Consider the following 18811-nt stretch of genomic DNA (forward strand, 5'->3'; position numbering starts at 1 on the left):
GGGTCGGTGTCGGGGGTTCGGTGGGGTGGGTCGGTGTGGGGGGTTCGGTGGGGTGGAAGGTGGGTTCGGTTGTCGTCGGGGGGCCCGGCGTGAGCCGTGCCGGGGGTCCCGGCCAGGGGCGTGCGCCGGGTTCGGCCGCCGGGGCGGGGCCGGGGGTGCCCCGCGTCGGCGTCAGGGCCGACCCGTGGCGGGCGAGCCCGGGGTAGGTGAACCTCAGCCAGGAGTCCAGGCCCCGGGTCTCCGCCTGGAGCGCGGGGTCGGCCGCGGTCGCCTCGCGCAGGCGGGCGAGCACGGTCTCGGCGTCGGCCTGGCGTCCGTGCCACAGCAGCCGCCGGACCAGGCCGGGCAGCCGCTCGGGGCTCAGCAGACCGGTCTGCGCCGCGGCCACCAGCGCGGGGAGCCGGCGCAGCGCGGCGGACGGATTGAGCCGCCACTCCGCCTCGGCGAGCTGGTCGAGGAGCACGGCGCGCCCGGCGGGGTCCGGGCACGCCTCGTGGGCGAGTTCGAAGTAGCGGGCCGCACGGTCGCCGTACCCGGCGAGCACCTCCTGCTCCGCCGCCTCCGCCAGCACCGGCACCGCCCACGCCTCCACACGCTGCCGGGACTCGGCGAGATGCCGGGCCACGGCCGGGGCGCTCTCGCCGAGGGCGTGCAGCAACTGCGCCGCGCGTCGGTTCAGCGCCGCGCGCTCGGCCCCGGCGACCGTGCCCGCCACGGCCGCCGCGGCGACCGGGTGCGGGAACCTGCCGCCGTGCAGCACGCCCGCCGAGGTCAGCACGGCCAGGGTGCGCTCCACGGCCCCGGCGCCCGAGTCCCGGTCGAGTCCGGCCAGGGCGGCCACCCGGTCCGGCGTGCCGTGCTCCCCGAGCACCGCCAGCGCCCGTGCGATTCGCAGCACCCCCGCGTCCCAGCGCCGCAGCAGATCCACCACGGCGCCCCCGTACCCCTGCTCGGTGACGGTCCCGCCGTGCCGCCAGTCGTCCACGAGTGCCTTGAGCAGCGCCGGGCTGCCGCCGCTGAGCCGGTGGAACTCCGCCGTGAGCCCGGCCTCGTCCGGGACCTCGCCGAGCCGCTCCGCCACCAGCCGGGCCGTGCCCGCCGCGGACAGCGGCGCCACGTCGAGCCGGTGTACCCGGGGGTCGGACAGCAGCGCGGTGGCGAAGTCCTCGGCGAAGCCGCCGTCGTCCCGGCGGGAGGCCGCCACCAGCAGCACCCGCGCGGTGCCCAGCCGGCGGGCGAGGTAGAGCAGCCCCTGCACGGAGGCGGCGTCGGCGTGGTGCACATCGTCCACCGCGATGACCAGAGGGGTTCGTGCCGCCGCCCGTAGAACCGCTCGGCAGAACGCGTGATAGTCGGGAACCGCGGCCTCGGCCAGCTCACCGGGGTCCGGCAGACCGTGCACGAGCTGGCTCAGCACACTGCCCGTCAGCTCGCTCTCCAGGGGTGAGCAGGCCACTCGCAGTGTGAGCAGCCCGGCCCGCTCGGCCTGCGCCACCGTCTCGGCCAGCAGCGCCGTACGGCCGCCGGCCGCCACTCCCTCCAGGAGCAGCACCTGGCCCCGTCCGGCCAGGGAGTCACGGATCAGCGACCGGATCAGGGCCTGGTGGTCGTCTCGCTCGATCAAACGCATGAGTACTCTCCACAGCAATCCAGGTAAGCGAACTCGCCGTCGGCAAGAAGGAGTTGGTGCGCGACGACGAAGCTACGGAGCGGTGGATCGCTGATTCAACGGGCACTTGACGGCGAGTGGACCGGCGATTACCGGCCGGTTGGCGCGGGCGCCGACCGGTGCCGGGCAGTGGGCGTCACCGGACGTCCGCCGAAGGTGGAGGGGAGACAACGACGGGGCGAAGGGCGACGGGGGCCGTCAGGCGGGCGACTTCACCTCGTGCGGCCGGCGCAGCTGAAGCAGCCTCTGGGGGCGGCCCACGGCGGAGAACTCCTGGGCCACCTGGTAGTAGTACTCCGCGGCAGCCGCCGCCCCGCGCTCCCGGGCCAGTTGCCCTGCCTCCAGGAGCAGCGTGGCGGCCCGCCCGGAGACCTCGCCGGCGGGACGCCGGGCCGCCGCCGCGTGGTGCACCGCCCGGCGGCAGTGGTGCAGCGCCAGGGTGGGCGACCGGTCCGGCCGCCCGGCCAGCCAACGGGCGGCCCGCAGATGCCGGTCGGCCCGCACGGTGTGCGGCAGCCGCGCGTACGCGACCTCGGCGACCAGGTCGTGCACGAACTGGTACTCCACGGCGCTCAGTTCGGGGCAGCGTCGGCACCTGCGGAGAAAGCCGCGCCGCTCCAGCACCTCCAGACCGGCACGGACCCGGCTCTCGTCCCCGTCGCCGAGCGCGGTCAGTTCCTGGTCGAGGAAGCCGCCCTCGAACAGCGACGCGTCGTAGAGCAGCGACTTCTCCGCCTCGGGCAGGGTGTCGATCCGGGCCGAGACGACCGAGTGCACCACCGCGGGCACGGGCACCCGAGCCCCCGGACGGGGCCCGTCCTCGCCGGGACGCGGGGCGAGCGCACGGGCGTACTCGACGGCGAACAGCGGGTTCCCGCCCGCCTTCTCCGCGAGCGTCGCGTGCAGTTCCGCCGCACGGGCGTCCCGGGGCTCGGGCAGCAGCGCGGCCAGCAGGGCGTGGGTCGCCGGGCGCGGAAGCGGCTCCAGGGCGAGGACGGTGGTGTCCCGGCGGCCGGCGGCCCAGTAGGCGGGCCGGTCGGCGAGTTCCGGCCGGGCCGTGACCATTACGAGCAGCGGCAGCTCGCCCACGGCCTCGACCAGACCCCCGGCGAAGGCGAGCAGCGCGTCGTCGGCCCGCTCCAGGTCCTCCAGCACGACCACCAGGGGTTCCCGCGCGGCGAGTTCCTCCACGAATCCGCGCCAGGCGGCGAACACCGTGTCGTCCCCCTGCGAGGGGACCGCACGGCACGCCTGGCCCTCCGGACGGCCGAGCAGCCGCCGCAGCCCCTCGGTCAGCCGGTCGGCGACGCGTCCCGGCCCCGTGAGCCCGGTCACCGCCTCCCGCAGGCCCCGGTCCCGGCCGACCTCCGAGTCGCCGTCCACGACACCGGTGTACGAACGCACCACCTCGGCCAGTGAGACGTACGGGTCCTCGGGCGCGAGGCCCCGGGCGGCGCCGACCAGACAGCGCGGCCCGCCCTCCTCGGCCAGCCGGCGCCGGAACTCCCGCACGAGCCGGCTCTTGCCGATCCCCGCCTCGCCGAGCACGGTCACCAGGTGCGGCCGCCCACTGCGCCGTACCTCCCGCGCCCACCAGGCGAGTTGGTGCAGTTCACGGTCGCGGTGCACGAAGGGCGGTTCGGTACGAGCGTCCGGCGCCTGCGGCGGGTCGAGCCGCGCCACGGCGATGTCGTGGCCGCCGGACGCCTCCGTGGCCGGGACGAGGCCGAACCGCTCCCCGCACAGCTCCCGTGTCATGTCGCACACCCGGACCGTGTTCGGCGTCGCGGCGAACAGCAGGTCGAGCCCGGTCTGGAACAGCCGGCCCGTGACACCGGGGGGTTCGTCGTCCGTCGCGCCGTCCGCCACCAGCGCCTCCCCGGTGGCGACCGCGACCCGCAGCCGGAAGCCCGGCGTGCCGTGCCCGGCCAACTCGCCCCCGGCGCGGACCGCCCGCCGCGCGTCGTCCTCCCGGACCCGGTCGGCCCCGAACACGCACAGGGTGAGGGGGCCCAGCTGCCCCAGGGCGCGCCCCCCGGCCCGGCGCGCCCGGTCCCTTACGACCGCACGCGCCTCGGCGAGCACCTGCTCGACCACTTCCGGCGCGGTGACCCCGGCAGGGGTCTCGGTACGCACGAACAGCACGGACACCCGTTTCTGTTCGCGGTGTCCCGGGTCGGCGGAGGGCTCCTCGCGAGGAGCGGGGAGGGATGCCGGAGGGTCCGCGACGGTCCGCGCCGGCTCCGGCGCGCTCCCGGCGGACGCGGTGAGCCGTAACGGCGCCCCGCCCGACGGCAGGAGCGCCGGGTCGTGGTCGAGGATCGCCCGTTCCAGTTCCTGCAGTTCGGGACCGGGGTCGAGGCCCAGCTCCGCCACGAGCGCGGCGCGCGCGCGCCGGTACACGCCGAGCGCCTCGGCCTGCCGCCCCGAGCGGTACAGCGCCAGCATCAGCTGTCGGCAGAGGCGCTCGCGCAGCGGCTCGGCGCTGACGACGGCCTCCAGTTCGCCGAGGATGCCGAGATGGCGGCCGGCGGCGAGCGCGGCCTCCATGCGGTCCTCCAGGACGGTGGAGCGGTCGTTCCGCAGCGCGGTGAGCTCCGGCCAGTCGTAGCCGCCGTCGGCCAGGTCGGCGAGCGCCGGACCGTTCCAGAGCGCGAGCGCCCGGCGCAGTTGGTGGTCGGCCTCGTCCCAGCGGCCGAGGGCGAGCGCGCTCTGCCCGCGCCGGGCCAGCTCACGGAACTCGCACAGGTCGACGGCGGAGGGGTCGGCGCGCAGCAGATAGCCGGGGGCGTGGGTGAGGAGCACCTGCGAGCCCGTCCCGCCCGAGGCGGCGGTCAGGGTCCGGCGCAGACCGGACACGGCGTTCTGCAGGATCTTGCGCGCGGTGGGCGGCTGTTCCTCGCCCCACAGCGCGTGCAGCAGCTGCCCGGTGGAGACGACGTCGTTGGTGTGGAGGAGCAGATAGCCGAGTGCCGCACGCCGGCTCATTCCGCCCAGGGGAATGGGGACGTCGTTCCGCAGCACGTGCAGGGGACCGAGCACGCGAAACCTCATGACGGTGACTCTAACGCGCACGGGTTTGTTCCTCAACGGCCGTGGAATTCAGCGTCCCCCGAAAGCGAAGTCCATTTCTGGTTTTCTTCAGAATTTGTAAATCCATGACATTCCGCTGAGATATTCCGGGCGGAGCGGAAGGCGGATCGCACTCCGCTCCGCCCGGGCTCAGCGCAGCGCCGAACCGGCCGGCAGGCAGAACTCGGCCAGTTCCGCCGGCTTGCGTGCCACGAGGTCCGGTCCGGCCGCCAGCAGGGCCTGTTCGTCCGTCTCGCCCCACAGCGCGGCGATCGCCGGGACGCCCGCCCCGTGGGCCGCGGCCAGGTCGGTCACCGCGTCGCCGACCATGACCGCGTCGTCCGGGCCGACGTCCAGCAGCCGCAGGGCGCGCAGCACGATGTCCGGCGCGGGCTTGGCCCGGGGTACCTCGTCGGAGCCGATGACGTGGTCGAACATACCGTCGACGCCGAGCCGCGCCAGCAGCTGACGGGCTCGCCAGCCGGCCTTGCCGGTGGCCACCGCGGTCCCGATCCCGTGGTCCCGCAACTGCCGCAGCAGCGCTTCCACCCCGGGGAAGAGCGTGACCTCGCCGGCCAGTCGGGTGCTCTCCCGGACGAAGGGCTCCTCCATCTCCGGCGGCAGGCCCATGATCCGCATGATGTCCGGGAAGTAACGGCCCAGGTGGCGGTTGTACTCGGCGAACGGGGGCTCGCCCGCGCCGACCACCTCGCGGTAGGCGTGGGTGAAGGCCTGCCGCATCACACCGAAGCTGTCGACCAGGACGCCGTCGAGGTCGAAGACCACGGCCCGCAGCGGCCTTCGGGTCCGCCGCGCCGCCGGTGCGGGCGGGGCCACGGATGCGTACAGGCGTTCGATTGTGTCGACGGTGCGGCGCGCCTCGCCGATCGCCGCGCCCCGTACCGCCCGGTCCGACCAGCGGTTCGCGATGTCGTCGAGCAGCCGGTCGTACTCGGCGCCGACCGGTTCCCCGGCCACCGGCACCGCCTCCGTCGTACCGCGTCGGGTCAGGGTCAGGACCGGACCGCCCCGCCGGTCGGGGCTGAAGCCGAAGGTGCAGGTCAGAGACAGGACACCGGTACTGCCCTCGACGACCACGGTGGTGGCGTCGCTCGGCTGGTGCGAGGCCCAGCCCGCGGTGAGGGACACCGACACGCCCTGCTCGGTCACCAGGAACCCGCGTGCCGTGTCCTCGACGTCGCCCCGGCTCCCGGCGGCCGGATCACGGCGCCACCCGGCCCGCAGCCCGGGGTCGTTGATGAAGTCGTCCGACAACGACCCGACGACGTGCCGGAACCGGCCGGGCGGCAGCAGCGGCGCCACCACGTCCAGCAGGTGCCAGCCGAGGTCGACCAGTGCCCCGCCGCCGGACAGCTGCCGGCTGGTGAACCAGCCGGCCCCGTCCGGGATGCCCCGGGCACGGACCCAGCCGGCCGACATGTGCCGGATCTCGCCCACGGTGTCCGCCAGCCGCAGCAGCTCCCCCACATCGGCGCGGAACCGGGCAGCGCTGCCGGCCAGCAGCACCGCACCGCCCGCGGCCTCGGCCTCGGCCAGCCGGTCGGCCTCGTCGGAGGTCAGACAGACGGGCTTCTCCACGAAGACCGGTACTCCGGCCCGCAGCACCGTCTCCGCCACGGACGCGTGCAGATGGTTCGGGACCGCCACGATCGCCAGGTCGACCGCGTCGACGGGCAGCTCCGCGACCGAGGCGTACGACGGCAGGGCGCCCCCGCCCGCGGCGGCGCGCGCGTCCGGGGCGGGGTCGACGACGGCCGCGACGGTGAAGCCGGGGTGCGCGCCGAGCCGGGGCAGCCAGATGGAGCGCGCCGCCCAGCCCGCGCCGATGACCGCCACCCGCACCGGCGGGGTCGGCCGCCGGCCGGTCACAGCGAGCCCAGGGTGTCGGAGACGATCTCGGCGATCCGGTGCATCTGGTGCTCGGTGCCGAGCAGGGTGCGGTGGTGCAGCCAGACGGTGTCGGTGTACACGGCCTCCGTGACCGGGCAGCGGGCGGCCATCTCGTCCACCGTCTCCTGCGGGGCCCCGGTCTCCCAGAAACCCGGGCAGCGGTAGATCGCGCGGAACGCGGCGAACGCCGGGAGGCCCCGCTCGATCAGCGCGTCGACCAGACGGTTGCGGCGCTGCTCGGTGATGCCCGGAACGCGGAACATCATCATGTAGTGCGGATTGCGGTCGGCCCGCTCGTCCCGGGTCTGTACCTCGACTCCGTCGATCCCGCTCAGCAGTCCGGACAGCAGCGGGGCCCGCTGCTCGCGCGTCTCGATCTGGCTGTCGAGCCGGGCCAGCTGGGCCCGCAGGACGGCGGCGGAGAACTCGTTCATCCGGAAGTTGGACCCGGACGTCTGGTGGAAGTAGCCGCGGTCCGTCGGCGGGCGGCCGCAGCTGTGCCGCAGGAAGGCCTCGTCGTACAGCCCCTGCTCGGGGAAGGTCACCGCGCCGCCCTCGCCGGCCGTCATCAGCTTGCCGTTCTGGAAGCTGAACGCGGCGACCGAGCCGAACTCGCCGACCCGGCGGCCCCGCCAGCGGGCGCCGTGCGCGTGCGCCGCGTCCTGCACGATCGGCACCCCGCTGTCCGCGGACAGCTTCTCCAGCGCGTCCATGTCGGCGACGTGCCCCGCCATGTGCACCGGCATGATCGCGGCGGTCCGCGGGCCGACCGCCTTCTCGACGGCGGCCGGGTCGAGGCACAGCGTGCCCGGGTCGATGTCGACGGGCACCGCGACCGCGCCGAGGCGCTGGGCGGCCTGGGAGGAGGAGATGAAGGTGAAGGCCGGCACGATCACCTCGGTGCCCGGGCCGACTCCCAGGACCTGGAGGGCGAGCTCCAGGGCGTGGGTGCCGTTGGTCACCGCGAGGGCGTGCTCCGAGCCGTGGTACTCGGCGAACTCGCGCTCGAAGGCGGAGACCTCGCCGCCGCCCATCCGCCACCACTGGCCCTGCTCCAGGGCCCGGCCGAGTGCGACCCGCTCGGCGTCGTCGAACTGCGGCCACTCCGGGAATTTTGGAGCCTCTTGAGAAACGTCCACGGTCCCTGTCCTTCTGCTCGCTTCAGTTTTTCTGGGATTGCTTGAAACTAACGAGACGATCAGGCGTCGGCCCACCCCTGGAACCCCCCTGAATTCCAGCGGAAACCCCAGCGGGGGAGCGGTGTCCGGGGTTTTCCAGGAAGACTGCTGGAAACAGATCGGCAGCGTCGGAGAAAAGGGTGACGTCATGAATCGACTACTTCTGGTCAACGGTCCGAATCTCGGCATTCTGGGACGCCGTCAGCCCGAGATCTACGGCACCGACACCCTGGCGGACATCGAGAAGGCCGTCGCGGAGGAGATCGCCGGCCGCGGCTGGACGCTGACCAGCGTGCAGGACGACTCGGAGGGTGTGCTCGTCCGTACGATCAACGACAACCCGGACACCGTGGGCGCCATTGTGAACCCCGGGGCCCTGATGATGGCGGGCTGGAGCCTGCGGGACTCGCTGGCGGCCTATCCGCAGCCGTGGATCGAGGTGCACATCTCGAACATCCACGCCCGCGAGAGCTTCCGCCACGACTCCGTCCTCGCCCCCCTGGCCCAGGGCGTCATCGCCGGGCTCGGAACCCAGGGCTACCGGCTCGCGGCCCGCGCGCTCCTGGCCCTGGCGCAGGACTGACGGGCGGCGGGGAGGAGGCGCCCGGTGCCTCCTCCCCGCCGGGGTGTTCAGTCGCGCGGCATGGCGCCCAGACAGTCCCGCACCACCGCCTCGGGCACGTCGGCCACCAACTCGGCGCCGGACGGACCGTCGAGGACGAAGGCCAGCTGACCCGGTCCGCTCGTCGCGGCCTTCTTGTCGCGGCGCATGAGGGCGAGCAGCCGGTCCGGGTCGGTGCGCGCGGGCAGCCGCCACGGAAGCCGGTAGTGCCGTACGACGTCCAGGTGTTCGTCCACGCGAGAGCCGCCGATACGGCCCAGCGCCCCGGCGAGCCGGCCCGCGAACACCGTGCCCACGGCCACCGCCTCGCCGTGCCGGAGCCCGAACCCGGTCTCGCTCTCCAGCGCGTGGCCCAGGGTGTGCCCGTAGTTCAGCAGGTGCCGCACACCGGAGTCGCGCTCGTCGGCCGAGACGATCCGGGCCTTGCGCCGCACGCTCGCCGTGATCTGCTCGACGGTGCTCAGTCCGCGCAGATCACCGGCGCCGATGAAGTGACAGCGGGCGATCTCGCCGTAGCCGTTGCGCCACTCGCGCTCGGGCAGGGTGCGCAGATGGTCCGTGTCGCACAGCACCGCCCTGGGCTGCCAGTAGGCGCCCACCAGGTTCTTGCCCTCGGGCAGGTTGACGGCCGTCTTGCCGCCGGTGCTCGCGTCCACCTGGGCGAGCAGGGTCGTGGGCAGATGGATCACGGAGACGCCCCGGTGGTAGAGCGCGGCGGCCAGCCCGACCGTGTCGGTCGTCGTGCCGCCGCCACAGGAGACGACGACGTCCTCACGGCCGAGCCCCGCGTCGGCGAACTCGCGGCACAGCGCCTCAACCGTCGCCAGGGTCTTGTTCTCCTCGCCGTCCCGCGCCGCCACGAACCGGTACGGCACCCCGGGATCCGGCACCATCTCGGCGGGCCGCGCCGACACGATCACCGCCCGGCCCGCCCCCGTAGCCGCGACCGCCTCCGCGAGCCGCTCCCGGACTCCGGACCCGATGTGCACGTCGTAGGACCGCTCAGCCAACTCCACCCGCACCGTTCCGGTTCCGGCGCCGGCACGGGCCGCCCCCACCATGCCCTCGTCCCGGCGGCGCGGGGCGAGGGCATGGTCGTCGACGTGCGATGCCCCGGTCGTGCCTTCGTCCGGGCGGCGCGGGGCGATCCGCGTCGGCTCCGATCCGTCGGCGGGGCCGTGCGGCCGGCCCGGCCTGCCCGTCCGTGTGTTCGCGTCCATGTTCATACACGCTCCCCGGCATCCGCGGCGGGCACCCGGAACGCCCCCCGGACGACTTCGGCACGGACGGCGAGAGCGGCGGACGCGCTCACGGCCGCCGGGACACCCATCCGCTCCTGGGCCGAGGCGGACTGGCTGAACAGCAGATAGTGCTCGGGCAGTCCGCACCCCGGCCGCTGCCGGCGCACCCCCTGCTCGATGCCGTGCAGATACGTCTTGAGGGCCGCCGTGAGCGGTGCGGGCGCCGACGGTTCCGGCTCCCCCCACTCCGCCGACGTGGCCAGTTCCACCCGCCGCCCCGGCGACAGCCCCGCCGACCAGCGCTGCCAGCACTGGAACAGGAACCCCGCCCGCCCGTCCCGCGGCAACAGCCCGGTGAGGCCCCGCAGATGGGCGACCGCCAGGCCGTACCCCTCGGGCCCGTCCGCCGTCGTGCCGTCGGGCCGTACCGCCAGGGCGAACTCGCTCGCCACCGCGGCCAGTTCGTCGCGCACATCCCGTTCGCTCTCATGCGGATGGCCGACCGGCCGCTCCACCAGCCGCTCGGCCGACAGCCGCCATCCGGGCTCGGGCGCACCGCGCAGCAGCCGCGTCACCTCCCGCCGGACGTCGGCCCGCGCGTCCACCCACAACTCGACGGAGCGGCCCGTCGGATCGTCGGGCCGTGAGAAGAAACAGCACGCCCCCGGATCGCCCGTCCGTACGATCCGTGCCGCGCGCGGCACCACGGTGGGCAGACCCGGGGGCGCGTCGGCGCCGCCGTACAGGGACACGAACAACCATTGCCGAGCCATAGCGGTATCCACCTCGACCGTAGGGATGAGCAATTCGGTTGTCGACGGTAATAATCTCCTGACCGGGTGCGCAATTGACGACTGGTGATATCGGGCGGGGCAGGGGAACTAAGGGAGTTGTTAGGGGTACGGATAGGGGATCGGTCCGGAGTTCTAATGGCGATGTGTATTCGACTCTTTCCTCGCGGTCCACCGCGGAAGACGCCAACCTGCCGCCCGAATGGTCCGAAAGGATCACGGCGGCCCTCGGCAGGCCGGCTGCCCAGCAGCCGCCCTGGCCCGATCCCGGACAGACGCGGCCGGTGTCCGCGTTCCTGTCCACCCTGCCCCCGCTCGTCACTCCCGAGGAGGTCCGGGCCCTGCGCCGGCAGACCGAGCTGGTCGCCCGCGGGGAGGCCTTCCTCCTCCAGGGCGGCGACTGCGCGGAGACCTTCGACGCGACCCGGGAACATCTCGTCGGCACCGCTGCCACCCTGCTCAGGATGGCCGCGGTGGTGAGCGGGGCCACCGGGAAGCCGGTCGTCCCGGTCGGGCGGCTGGCCGGCCAGTACGCCAAGCCGCGTTCCGACGCCGTCGACGGTCTCGGGCTGCCCGTGTACCGCGGCGACCTCGTCAACGCGGCGGCGCCGGAACCCTACGGGCGCGTCCCGGACCCGGTCCGCATGGTCGAGGCCCATCGCGCCGCACGGGCCACCCTCGACCTGCTGCGCATCGGCCGTTTCGCCGGAATCCACACCAGCCACGAGGCGCTGCTGCTCGACTACGAACGCCCGCAGCTGACGGTGGATCCGGCCGACGGGCGGCTGTACGCCGGCTCCGCGCACTTCCTGTGGATCGGTGAGCGCACCCGGCGGCCCGACGGCGCGCACATCGCGTTCGCCGAACTGCTCGCCAACCCGGTCGGCGTGAAGCTGGGACCGGGCACCACGCCGGCCGAGGCGGCCGAGTACGCCGAGCGGCTCGACCCGCACGGCGAACCCGGCCGGCTCACCCTGATCAGCAGGATGGGCGCGGCCCGGGTACGGGAGGTGCTGCCCGCCCTGGTGGAAAGGGTCGCCGCCACCGGACGCCAGGTCGTCTGGCAGTGCGACCCGATGCACGGCAACACCCGGGTGTCCGCACTGGGCTACAAGACCCGGCACTTCGACGACGTCGTCGACGAGGTCGAGGGCTTCTTCGAGGTCCACCGGGCGCTCGGCACCCACCCCGGCGGAGTCCATCTGGAGTTCACCGGCGACCGGGTGACCGAATGTCTGGGCGGTCCCGGCGAGGTCACCGAAACGGATCTCGCCGGCCGTTACGAATCCACCTGCGACCCCCGGCTCAACGTCGAACAGGCCATGGCGCTGGCACAGCGCACAGCGCGGCTGATCGCCCGCTGAACGGAACACGGATGTTCCGGTGAAAGGAACATCCCTGTGTCCGTGGCACATCAAAGTGCCTTCTTCCGCGCTCACCGTCAGGCACGCATCATGGCTCCTGTAACAAACAATGCCCTATTGGAGGCGAACCGGATATGGGCCAGCCCGCCCCCCGCACCCACAGCTCACCCTGGTTGACCATCGCGGTGCTGTGCATCGGTCAGATGATGATCGTTCTCGACCAGAACATCGTGAACGTGGCGTTGCCGGCCGTCCAGCGTGGCATCGGCATCTCCGCCGACAACCTCGTCTGGGTCGTCAACGCATACGTCATTCCGTTCGGCGGTCTGCTGTTACTGGCCGGGCGCCTCGGCGACCTGATCGGCCGCAAGACCGTCTTCCTCACCGGAATCGCGCTGTTCGGAGCGGCCTCGCTGCTCTGCGGCTTCGCGACCAACGAGTCGTCGCTCATCGCGTTCCGCTTCGTCCAGGGCGTCGGCGGCGCGATCGCGTCCGCCTGCATCCTCGGCATGGTCGCGACCATGTTCTCCGAGCCGCGCAAGCAGGCCCAGGCCATCGGCGCCTACAGCTTCGCCTCGGCGGGCGGCGGCGCCGTCGGCCCGCTGCTCGGCGGAGTGCTCACCGAGTACCTGAACTGGCACTGGATCTTCTTCATCAACGCCCCGATCGGCGTTGTCCTCGTCCTGGTCGGTCTGCGCTCGGTCCCCGACGAGCGCGGCCAGGGTCTGGGCAAGGGCACCGACTTCCTCGGTGCGCTGCTGGTCACCGCGGGCATGATGCTTCTCGTCTACACCATCGTCGACGCCGACAAGGCCGGCTGGGGCTCGGTCCAGACGCTCGTCCTCGGCCCGCTCTCCCTGCTGTTCCTCGTCGGGTTCGTCGTCCGTCAGGCGCGGGTGGCCGAGCCGCTGCTGCCGCTCGGGCTGTTCCGCTCGCGCGGTCTGACCGCGGCGAACATCGTGCAGTTCATGATGATCGCGGGCATGTTCGGCCTGCTGTTCTTCGGCACGCTGTACGTCCAGCGGGTGCTCGGCTACAGCCCGCTGGAGGCCGGCCTGGGCTTCGTGCCCATCGCGGTCGTCATCGCGACCGTCTCCCTCGGGTTCTCGGCCCGTCTGATCACCCGGTTCGGGCAGCGGACCATGCTGTTCTCCGGGCTCGTCCTGGTCGTCGCGGCCTTCCTGATGCTCTCGTTCGCCCGTGTCGACGGCACCTACGCCGTGGACTTCCTGCCCGCGAGCCTGGTCATGGGCCTCGGCTTCGGTATGGCCGCGCCGGCCATGATGGGGCTGGGCATGGGCGCCGTGGCCCCCGAGGAGGCGGGCATCGCGTCCGGGCTGTTCAACACCACGCAGCAGATCGGCGGCGCGATCGGACTCACCGTCCTGAGCGCGTTCGTCACGGCCCGCACGGACTCCCTCACCGAGTCCGGCGAGAGCGAGGCGTCCGCCCTGCTCGGCGGCTACCACCTGGCCTTCCTCCTGGCCGCGGGGTTCGTCCTGGTCGGCCTGGTCATCGGCGCGGCCATGCTCCGCACATCCCGCCCCACCGAGCAGGGGCAGTCCGCCCGACAGGTCACCGCGGACCGGAAGGACGTCCCGGCGCTGTAACCACCTCCGACGGCTTCTGCCCCGCCCGCCGACCGGGCCGGGGCAGAAGCCGTCAACACCCCCGGCAACGGGCGCGTTCGCGTGGGCTGTTCCGCCGTCGCGGTGTTCCCACCCCGAGGGCCCGCGTCGGTGCCCTTTCCTCGGACGCGCGCGCAAGAGCTCCCGGCGGCGGGGCCACCCGCACCGTCGGGAACTCCTCGCGGACGGCGTCACACGTTCAGGCGGCCGAGCGTCTCGGAGAGCGTCGTCGCCACGGCGTCCTTCTCGCTCTCCAGGTAGAAGTGGCCGCCGGGAAAGGTGTGCGCCTCGAAGTGGCCGGACGTGTGGTCGCGCCAGGCCTGTGCCTCCTCGTGGGTGGTGTGCGGGTCGGCGTCCCCGACGAGAACCACCACCGGCGCCGCGACGCGGGCGCCGGCGCCCGCCCGGTAGCGGGCGACAGCGCGGTAGTCGCTGCGCAGCGCGGGCAGCACCATGCCGAGCAGCTCGGGATCCCCGAGGATCCGGGCGTCGGTGCCGCCCAGGGAGCGGATGTCGGAGACGATCTCCACGTCGTCGCGCGGCACGTCGGCCACCGTCCGGACCCGGCCCGGCGCCCGCCGCCCGGACGCGAACAGGGCCAACGGCCCCCGGGCGCCGTGCCGTTCCATCAGGCGGGCCACCTCGAAGGCCACCAGCGCGCCCATGCTGTGCCCGAACAGCGCCACCGGCCGCTCCGCCCCGCCGAGCCCGGCCCCGGCCAGCGCCTCGTACGACAGCCGGGCCAGCTCGTGGATGTCGTCGACGGGTGAGACCTGCCGCCGTTCCTGCCGCCCCGGGTACTGAACGGCCATCACGTCGACGCCCGGCGACAGCGCGGCGGACAGCGGAGCGTAGTACGGCGCGGAACCGCCGGCGTGCGGAAAGCACACAAGACCGGTCCGCGCTCCGGGCGCCGGGTGATAGCGGCGGATCCACTGCTGCGAAAAAGGAGTGGAAACAGAAGGGGAAAGGGGCATGGGTCGTCCTTTCGAGGGCTTTTCTCGTCACACCACGATGAATGCCGACGACGAGATGGACAACCCCTGACGTTTTCCCGGGAATTCCATAGGGACAGGGGTATTTCAGGGGTTGTCCGGCACGATTCCCGTTCCCTACCTTTCCGGTGTACCGAAAACGCGCCGAACGGAAGGGGACGACGATCAGTACCCTCGGATACCTCGGCATCGACATCGGCGGCACCAAGGTCGCCCTGCGTGTCCTGGACGACACGGGCGAGGAACCGGCGGAGGACACCTTCCGCTGGCCCGAGGCCCGCGACCCCGCCGCCGACCTGGAACTGCTCGCCGACCGCGTCAGGGCGCTGCTCGCCCGCGGGCCCGGCGTCAAGGGCGTCGGCATCGCCCTGCCGGCGATCTGCGACCCGGCCGGCACGGTGCTCACCTGGCCGGGGCGGCCGAGCTGGACGGGACTGGACCTGACGGCCGCGTGGGACGGCATGCTGCCCGGCGTCCCCGTCGTGCGCGCCGACGACGGCGACCTGGCCGCCCTCGCCGAGGCCCGCGCCGCCGGCTGCCCGAACGTCCTGTATCTGGGCGTGGGCACCGGCGTCGGCGGCGGCGTGGTGCACGGCGGCCGGCTGTGGCCGGGCCCGGAGCGGGGCTCCTGCGAGATCGGCCATCTCGTCGTCGACCTGTCCGGCCCCCGCTGCGACTGCGGCAGGACCGGCTGTGTGCAGGGCGTCGCCTCGGGACCGGCCACCCTGCGGCGGGCCGCCGCGCTGCGCGGCCGCTCGGTGGATTTCCCCGAACTGACCGCGGCCGTGCGGGCCGGCGAGACCTGGGCGACGACGGCGGTCGACGCGGGCGCACGGGCTCTCGCGGCGGCCGTGACCGGGGTGGCCGAGCTCGCCCGTCCCGATCTCGCCGTGGTGGGAGGCGGCTTCGGCATGGGCGTACCGGGCTATGTGGCGACCGTCGCCGCGCGGGTACGGGAGCTCGCCCGTCCCGGCGTCGCACCCGTTCCCGTGGTCCCGGCGGCGCTCGAAGGTCTGTCGTCCCTGTACGGCGCGGTACATCTGGCACGGGACACCTTCGGACCGGCACCGGCACCGGCACCGCGCTGAGCCGAGCCGGCCGTCCGGCACACCCGCACGCACGCGAAGGTCCCGCGGTCCGGAAGTCCGGGCCGCGGGACCTTCGTCCGGCGGGACGCCTGGCGTACGGGTCACTCCGCGATGGCGGTCCGGGCGGTCCAGCGGAAGACGGCCAGCTCCTGGCCCTCGACCGTCCTGAACTCCCCTTCGTGCACGAAGTGTTCGTAACCGGCCAGGAAGCGGTGCTTGATCTTCTCCGTCAAGGAGTGAGCGATACGGACGCGTTCCTCGGCCGGAAGGGCGGACGGACCGCCCACCAGCAGGGCCTTGACATTCGGCACGGCGCAAACCTCCGATGTGGCGAACAGTGGGACTGACGTCATGGTCACCCCGGACAGACCCGCCGAATAACCCCTATTCATCCCGTTATTTCCGATCGAGTGTCCTCCAGGTCAGCCGAACCGCAGGGGCAGTTCGTTCGGACCGGTGATGCCGATGGCAGGCCGCCAGGTGATCGGTCCGGCGACCGCCGGCGGGCCGAGCCGCTCGGCCAGCGCGGGCAGGGCCTCGCTCAGTTCCATCCGGGCCAGCGGCGCGCCAAGGCAGTAGTGCGGGCCGCCGCCGAACTGCAGCACCGGACTCTTCCGGGTGGCGGTGATGTCGAACGTCCCACCGCCGGGGAACACCCGAGGGTCGCGGTGCACCGCCTGCACGCCGATCATGAACATGGTGCCGGCGTCGAAGGTCTCCCCCCGGAACTCGAACGCGTCGCCCGCGTACCGGTAGACGGCGTTCGACGAGGGCGACCAGCGCATGACCTCCTCGACGGCGCGCGGGGCGAGTTCGGGCCTGCCGCCCAGCAGCGCCCACTGGTCGGGGTGCTCGGAGAACGTCACCATGGCGTTGGCCAGCTGCAGCCGGGTCGTGTCGTGGGCCGCGAAGACCATCGTGACGACGAGGTTGCGCAGTTCCTCCAGGGTGACCGTGCCCTCCGCCCGCTGCGCGGCGACCAGCGCGGAGATGAGGTCGTCGCCGGGGGCGCGGGCCTTGTCGGTCATCAGCGCGTCGACGTACCCGTACAGGCCCGTCACCGCGGCCTCCACCCGGGCCGGGATGTCGCCGCCGAGGGCCAGGCTGAAGACCAGCCCGATGTCGGAACTCCAGCTACGGAAGACGGGGAAGTCCTCGGCGGGCACCCCGAGCAGCTCGGTCATCACCACGAGGGGCAGGGCGTCGGCGAACTCGTCGAAGAAATCGACCTCGGCACGCTGCGCGAGTTCGGCGGCGAGCCGGCGCGAGGTGTCCCGGATGAGCGGGCGCAGCCCCTCCACCATGCGCGGGGTGAACGCCTTGTTGACCAGTCCGCGCATCCGGCGGTGGCTCGCGCCGTCGTGGTTGACCAGGGCGGGCACGAACCAGTCCCAGATGGGGCCGCCGGTTATGCCGTTCTGCTCCATGAAGCCCGTGCCGTTGTGGGTCAGCCGGCCGTCCCGCACGAGCTCCTGGGCCTCGGCGTACCGAAGGACCAGCAGTCCGACGGGGGTTCGGGCGTACCAGTTCTCTGCCTGGGCCCGGGCCACCTCCGGGGTGTCGAAACGGAACGCGGGGTCGAGGACGTCGAGGAACGGGATCTCCTGGGAGACCGCCGCGGCATCCGTGGGCGCTGTCATGTCTCACTCCTCATCTCGTCGAAGCGCGCTGTCAGTGCGGGACCGGGCAGCCGTCGGGTCCGCAGACGTGCGCGTCCACCGCGCCGGCGACGACCCGCACGGGTGAGCGGCTCTGCCACGCCTGGTCCAGGGCCCGGGCGAACATGTCCGTGGACTGGGCGCCGGACACGCCGAACTTCCCGTCGAGCACGAAGAACGGCACGCCGTTGGCGCCGACCGCCCGGGCCGCGCGGAGGTCGGCCCGCACGTGCGCCGCGTAGGCGTTCGGGTCGGCGAGTACGGCACGGGTGGCGTCGGCGTCGAGACCTGCCCGTACGGCGATTTCGACGAGGCGTTCGTCGTCGTCGTAGACCGAGCGCTCCTCGGCGAAGTTGGCCCGGTAGAGCAGACCGAGCAGTTCGTGCTGGCGCCCCTCTTCCCTGGCGAAGTGCAGCAGGCGGTGCATGTCGAAGGTGTAGCCGTGGTCGCGGCCCATGACGTAGGGGAGGCCCTCGGCCGCCGACTGCTGCCTGAGATTCTCCTCGTTGGCCAGCGCCTGGGCGCGGGTCCAGCCCTTGCCCTTCATGAGGTGGCCGACGATGGGCTCGGCGTCGCCCTTGACGCGGCGGGGGTCCAACTGGAAGGAGCGGTGCACCACTTCGACCTCGTCGCGGTGCTCGAACGCGGCGAGCGCCTTGTCGAACCGGGCTTGGCCGACGTAGCACCAGGGGCAGCTGATGTCCGTCCAGATCTCTACTCGCACAGCGGTGTTCTCCTCTTCGGGGTTCGGGATTTCGGGGACCAGGAACGGGGGGCGGGGCAAGGCGGTCAGGGCCCCGGCGTCGGCGCCTGGAGGGCGGCCACGTGCGCGTCGAAGGTCGCCGCGGCCGCGTGGACCGTACGTCTGCCGGGGTCGGTGATCCGGACGACGGCGGCGCGGCGGTCACGCAGGTCGGCCCTGCGGCCCACCAGGCCGCCCCGTTCGAGGCGGTCGAGCAGACGGCTGACGGCCGAGGGGGAGAGGGCGACCGCTTCGGCCAGGTCCTTGGACCTCAGCCGGGTACCGGCCCGGTCGAGCGCGGTCAGGACCAGGAACTCGGACAACGTGATGCCGTGCCCGCGCACCAGCGCGCGGTCGAGTTCCTGCGCCACCCGCCAGGTCTCGACGATCCGCTCCCGCCACCGGCCCGACTCGACCACCGTCATGACCACACCTCTCCTGAACTCGTCCGACAACACCCCACCCACCCCGACACCAGCCCCCCGGCCCCGGCACGCGACGCCCGGAGCCCACACCCGCGCCCCGCCCCGGCCGCCCGGGCCCCGGCCGCGGGTCCGGAGCCGGCCCGGGACCCGGAACGGGCCCCGGAGCTGGATCCGGACCCGGGCTTGGAGTCGGGCCCGGCCCCGGAGTCGGCTGGTGGTGCGTGGTGCCCGGTGGCCGTGGCTCTCGCGCCGGGCCCAGGAGCCGGCCCGGCCCGGGAGTCGGATCCGGCCCCGGGCCTGGACCCGGGCTTGGAGTCGGGCCCGGCCCCGGAGTCGGCTGGTGGTGCGTGGTGCCCGGTGGCCGCGGCTCTCGTGCCCCGCCCGGAGCCGGCCCCGCTCCGGAGTCGGCCCCGGCCCCAGTCGGCTC

At 73.3% G+C, this 18811-nt stretch carries 15 protein-coding genes; 4 read left to right on the forward strand and 11 right to left on the reverse strand.

Annotation, left to right across the window (positions count from 1 at the left end):
• The 4 genes from ACFPIH_RS50855 to ACFPIH_RS50870 all read right to left on the reverse strand — a co-directional run.
• The coding region (locus ACFPIH_RS50855; RefSeq protein ID WP_385879136.1) for an AAA family ATPase at positions 1–1630 on the reverse strand (1630 nt) is incomplete at its 3' end.
• A gap of 237 nt (positions 1631–1867) precedes the next feature.
• Positions 1868–4723, reverse strand: a complete 2856-nt coding sequence (locus ACFPIH_RS50860) for a BTAD domain-containing putative transcriptional regulator (protein WP_381179455.1) — start codon at positions 4721–4723, stop codon at positions 1868–1870.
• Positions 4724–4891: 168 nt separating this feature from the next.
• The gene (locus ACFPIH_RS50865; protein WP_381179458.1) at positions 4892–6631 is read right to left on the reverse strand and encodes an HAD-IA family hydrolase; all 1740 of its coding nucleotides are present in this window, start codon (positions 6629–6631) and stop codon (positions 4892–4894) included.
• Positions 6628–7791 (reverse strand): DegT/DnrJ/EryC1/StrS family aminotransferase, encoded by a 1164-nt coding sequence (locus ACFPIH_RS50870; RefSeq protein WP_381179461.1) that lies wholly within the window; start codon positions 7789–7791, stop codon positions 6628–6630. Before ACFPIH_RS50870 ends, ACFPIH_RS50865 begins: the two co-directional genes overlap by 4 nt.
• 187 nt (positions 7792–7978) lie before the next feature.
• On the opposite strand from ACFPIH_RS50870, the gene ACFPIH_RS50875 reads away from it, so the two are divergent.
• Entirely contained in the window at positions 7979–8413 is a 435-nt protein-coding gene (locus ACFPIH_RS50875) for a type II 3-dehydroquinate dehydratase (protein WP_381179464.1), read from the forward strand.
• Positions 8414–8460: 47 nt separating this feature from the next.
• Here ACFPIH_RS50875 and ACFPIH_RS50880 read toward each other — a convergent pair whose 3' ends face one another.
• Both ACFPIH_RS50880 and ACFPIH_RS50885 read right to left on the reverse strand, forming a co-directional pair.
• The gene (locus ACFPIH_RS50880; RefSeq protein WP_381179920.1) at positions 8461–9513 is read right to left on the reverse strand and encodes a 3-dehydroquinate synthase family protein; all 1053 of its coding nucleotides are present in this window, start codon (positions 9511–9513) and stop codon (positions 8461–8463) included.
• A gap of 161 nt (positions 9514–9674) precedes the next feature.
• On the reverse strand, positions 9675–10466 hold the full coding sequence (locus ACFPIH_RS50885; protein WP_381179467.1) for a hypothetical protein: 792 nt from the start codon (positions 10464–10466) through the stop codon (positions 9675–9677).
• 209 nt (positions 10467–10675) lie between these two features.
• Here ACFPIH_RS50885 and ACFPIH_RS50890 point away from each other — a divergent pair, with 209 nt between their 5' ends.
• Positions 10676–11848, forward strand: a complete 1173-nt coding sequence (locus ACFPIH_RS50890) for a 3-deoxy-7-phosphoheptulonate synthase (protein WP_381179923.1) — start codon at positions 10676–10678, stop codon at positions 11846–11848.
• 134 nt (positions 11849–11982) lie between these two features.
• A complete protein-coding gene (locus tag ACFPIH_RS50895) occupies positions 11983–13458 on the forward strand; it encodes an MFS transporter (protein ID WP_381179470.1) in 1476 nt (491 codons plus the stop codon).
• Positions 13459–13667: 209 nt separating this feature from the next.
• On the opposite strand, the gene ACFPIH_RS50900 is transcribed toward ACFPIH_RS50895, so the two are convergent.
• Positions 13668–14453: a thioesterase II family protein gene (locus tag ACFPIH_RS50900; protein WP_381179473.1), complete on the reverse strand. Its 786-nt coding sequence runs from the start codon at positions 14451–14453 to the stop codon at positions 13668–13670.
• Positions 14454–14599: 146 nt separating this feature from the next.
• Here ACFPIH_RS50900 and ACFPIH_RS50905 point away from each other — a divergent pair, with 146 nt between their 5' ends.
• Positions 14600–15559 (forward strand): ROK family protein, encoded by a 960-nt coding sequence (locus ACFPIH_RS50905; RefSeq protein WP_381179477.1) that lies wholly within the window; start codon positions 14600–14602, stop codon positions 15557–15559.
• 101 nt (positions 15560–15660) lie between these two features.
• On the opposite strand, the gene ACFPIH_RS50910 is transcribed toward ACFPIH_RS50905, so the two are convergent.
• The 4 genes from ACFPIH_RS50910 to ACFPIH_RS50925 form a co-directional block, all read right to left on the reverse strand.
• On the reverse strand, positions 15661–15870 hold the full coding sequence (locus tag ACFPIH_RS50910; protein ID WP_381179480.1) for a DUF5988 family protein: 210 nt from the start codon (positions 15868–15870) through the stop codon (positions 15661–15663).
• 111 nt (positions 15871–15981) lie between these two features.
• Positions 15982–17199, reverse strand: a complete 1218-nt coding sequence (locus tag ACFPIH_RS50915; RefSeq protein WP_381179483.1) for a cytochrome P450 — start codon at positions 17197–17199, stop codon at positions 15982–15984.
• Between the two features lie 31 nt (positions 17200–17230).
• Positions 17231–17941, reverse strand: a complete 711-nt coding sequence (locus ACFPIH_RS50920; RefSeq protein WP_381179486.1) for a DsbA family oxidoreductase — start codon at positions 17939–17941, stop codon at positions 17231–17233.
• A gap of 65 nt (positions 17942–18006) precedes the next feature.
• Positions 18007–18384 carry a MarR family winged helix-turn-helix transcriptional regulator gene (locus ACFPIH_RS50925; RefSeq protein ID WP_381179489.1) on the reverse strand — a complete coding sequence of 126 codons (378 nt, stop codon included), beginning with the start codon at positions 18382–18384 and terminating at the stop codon, positions 18007–18009.
• Positions 18385–18811 lie beyond the last annotated feature (427 nt).

The organism is Streptomyces vulcanius, from assembly GCF_042653945.1.
In the GTDB taxonomy this organism is placed as follows: domain Bacteria; phylum Actinomycetota; class Actinomycetes; order Streptomycetales; family Streptomycetaceae; genus Streptomyces; species Streptomyces mangrovi.

Coding starts and splice junctions, on each gene's coding strand:
- ACFPIH_RS50860 (WP_381179455.1), bottom strand. CDS start 4,723: ATGAGGTTTCGCGTGCTCGGTCCCCTGCACGTGCTGCGGAACGACGTC.
- ACFPIH_RS50875 (WP_381179464.1), top strand. CDS start 7,979: ATGAATCGACTACTTCTGGTCAACGGTCCGAATCTCGGCATTCTGGGA.
- ACFPIH_RS50880 (WP_381179920.1), bottom strand. CDS start 9,513: ATGGTGGGGGCGGCCCGTGCCGGCGCCGGAACCGGAACGGTGCGGGTG.
- ACFPIH_RS50885 (WP_381179467.1), bottom strand. CDS start 10,466: ATGGCTCGGCAATGGTTGTTCGTGTCCCTGTACGGCGGCGCCGACGCG.
- ACFPIH_RS50895 (WP_381179470.1), top strand. CDS start 11,983: ATGGGCCAGCCCGCCCCCCGCACCCACAGCTCACCCTGGTTGACCATC.
- ACFPIH_RS50900 (WP_381179473.1), bottom strand. CDS start 14,453: ATGCCCCTTTCCCCTTCTGTTTCCACTCCTTTTTCGCAGCAGTGGATC.
- ACFPIH_RS50915 (WP_381179483.1), bottom strand. CDS start 17,199: ATGACAGCGCCCACGGATGCCGCGGCGGTCTCCCAGGAGATCCCGTTC.
- ACFPIH_RS50925 (WP_381179489.1), bottom strand. CDS start 18,384: ATGACGGTGGTCGAGTCGGGCCGGTGGCGGGAGCGGATCGTCGAGACC.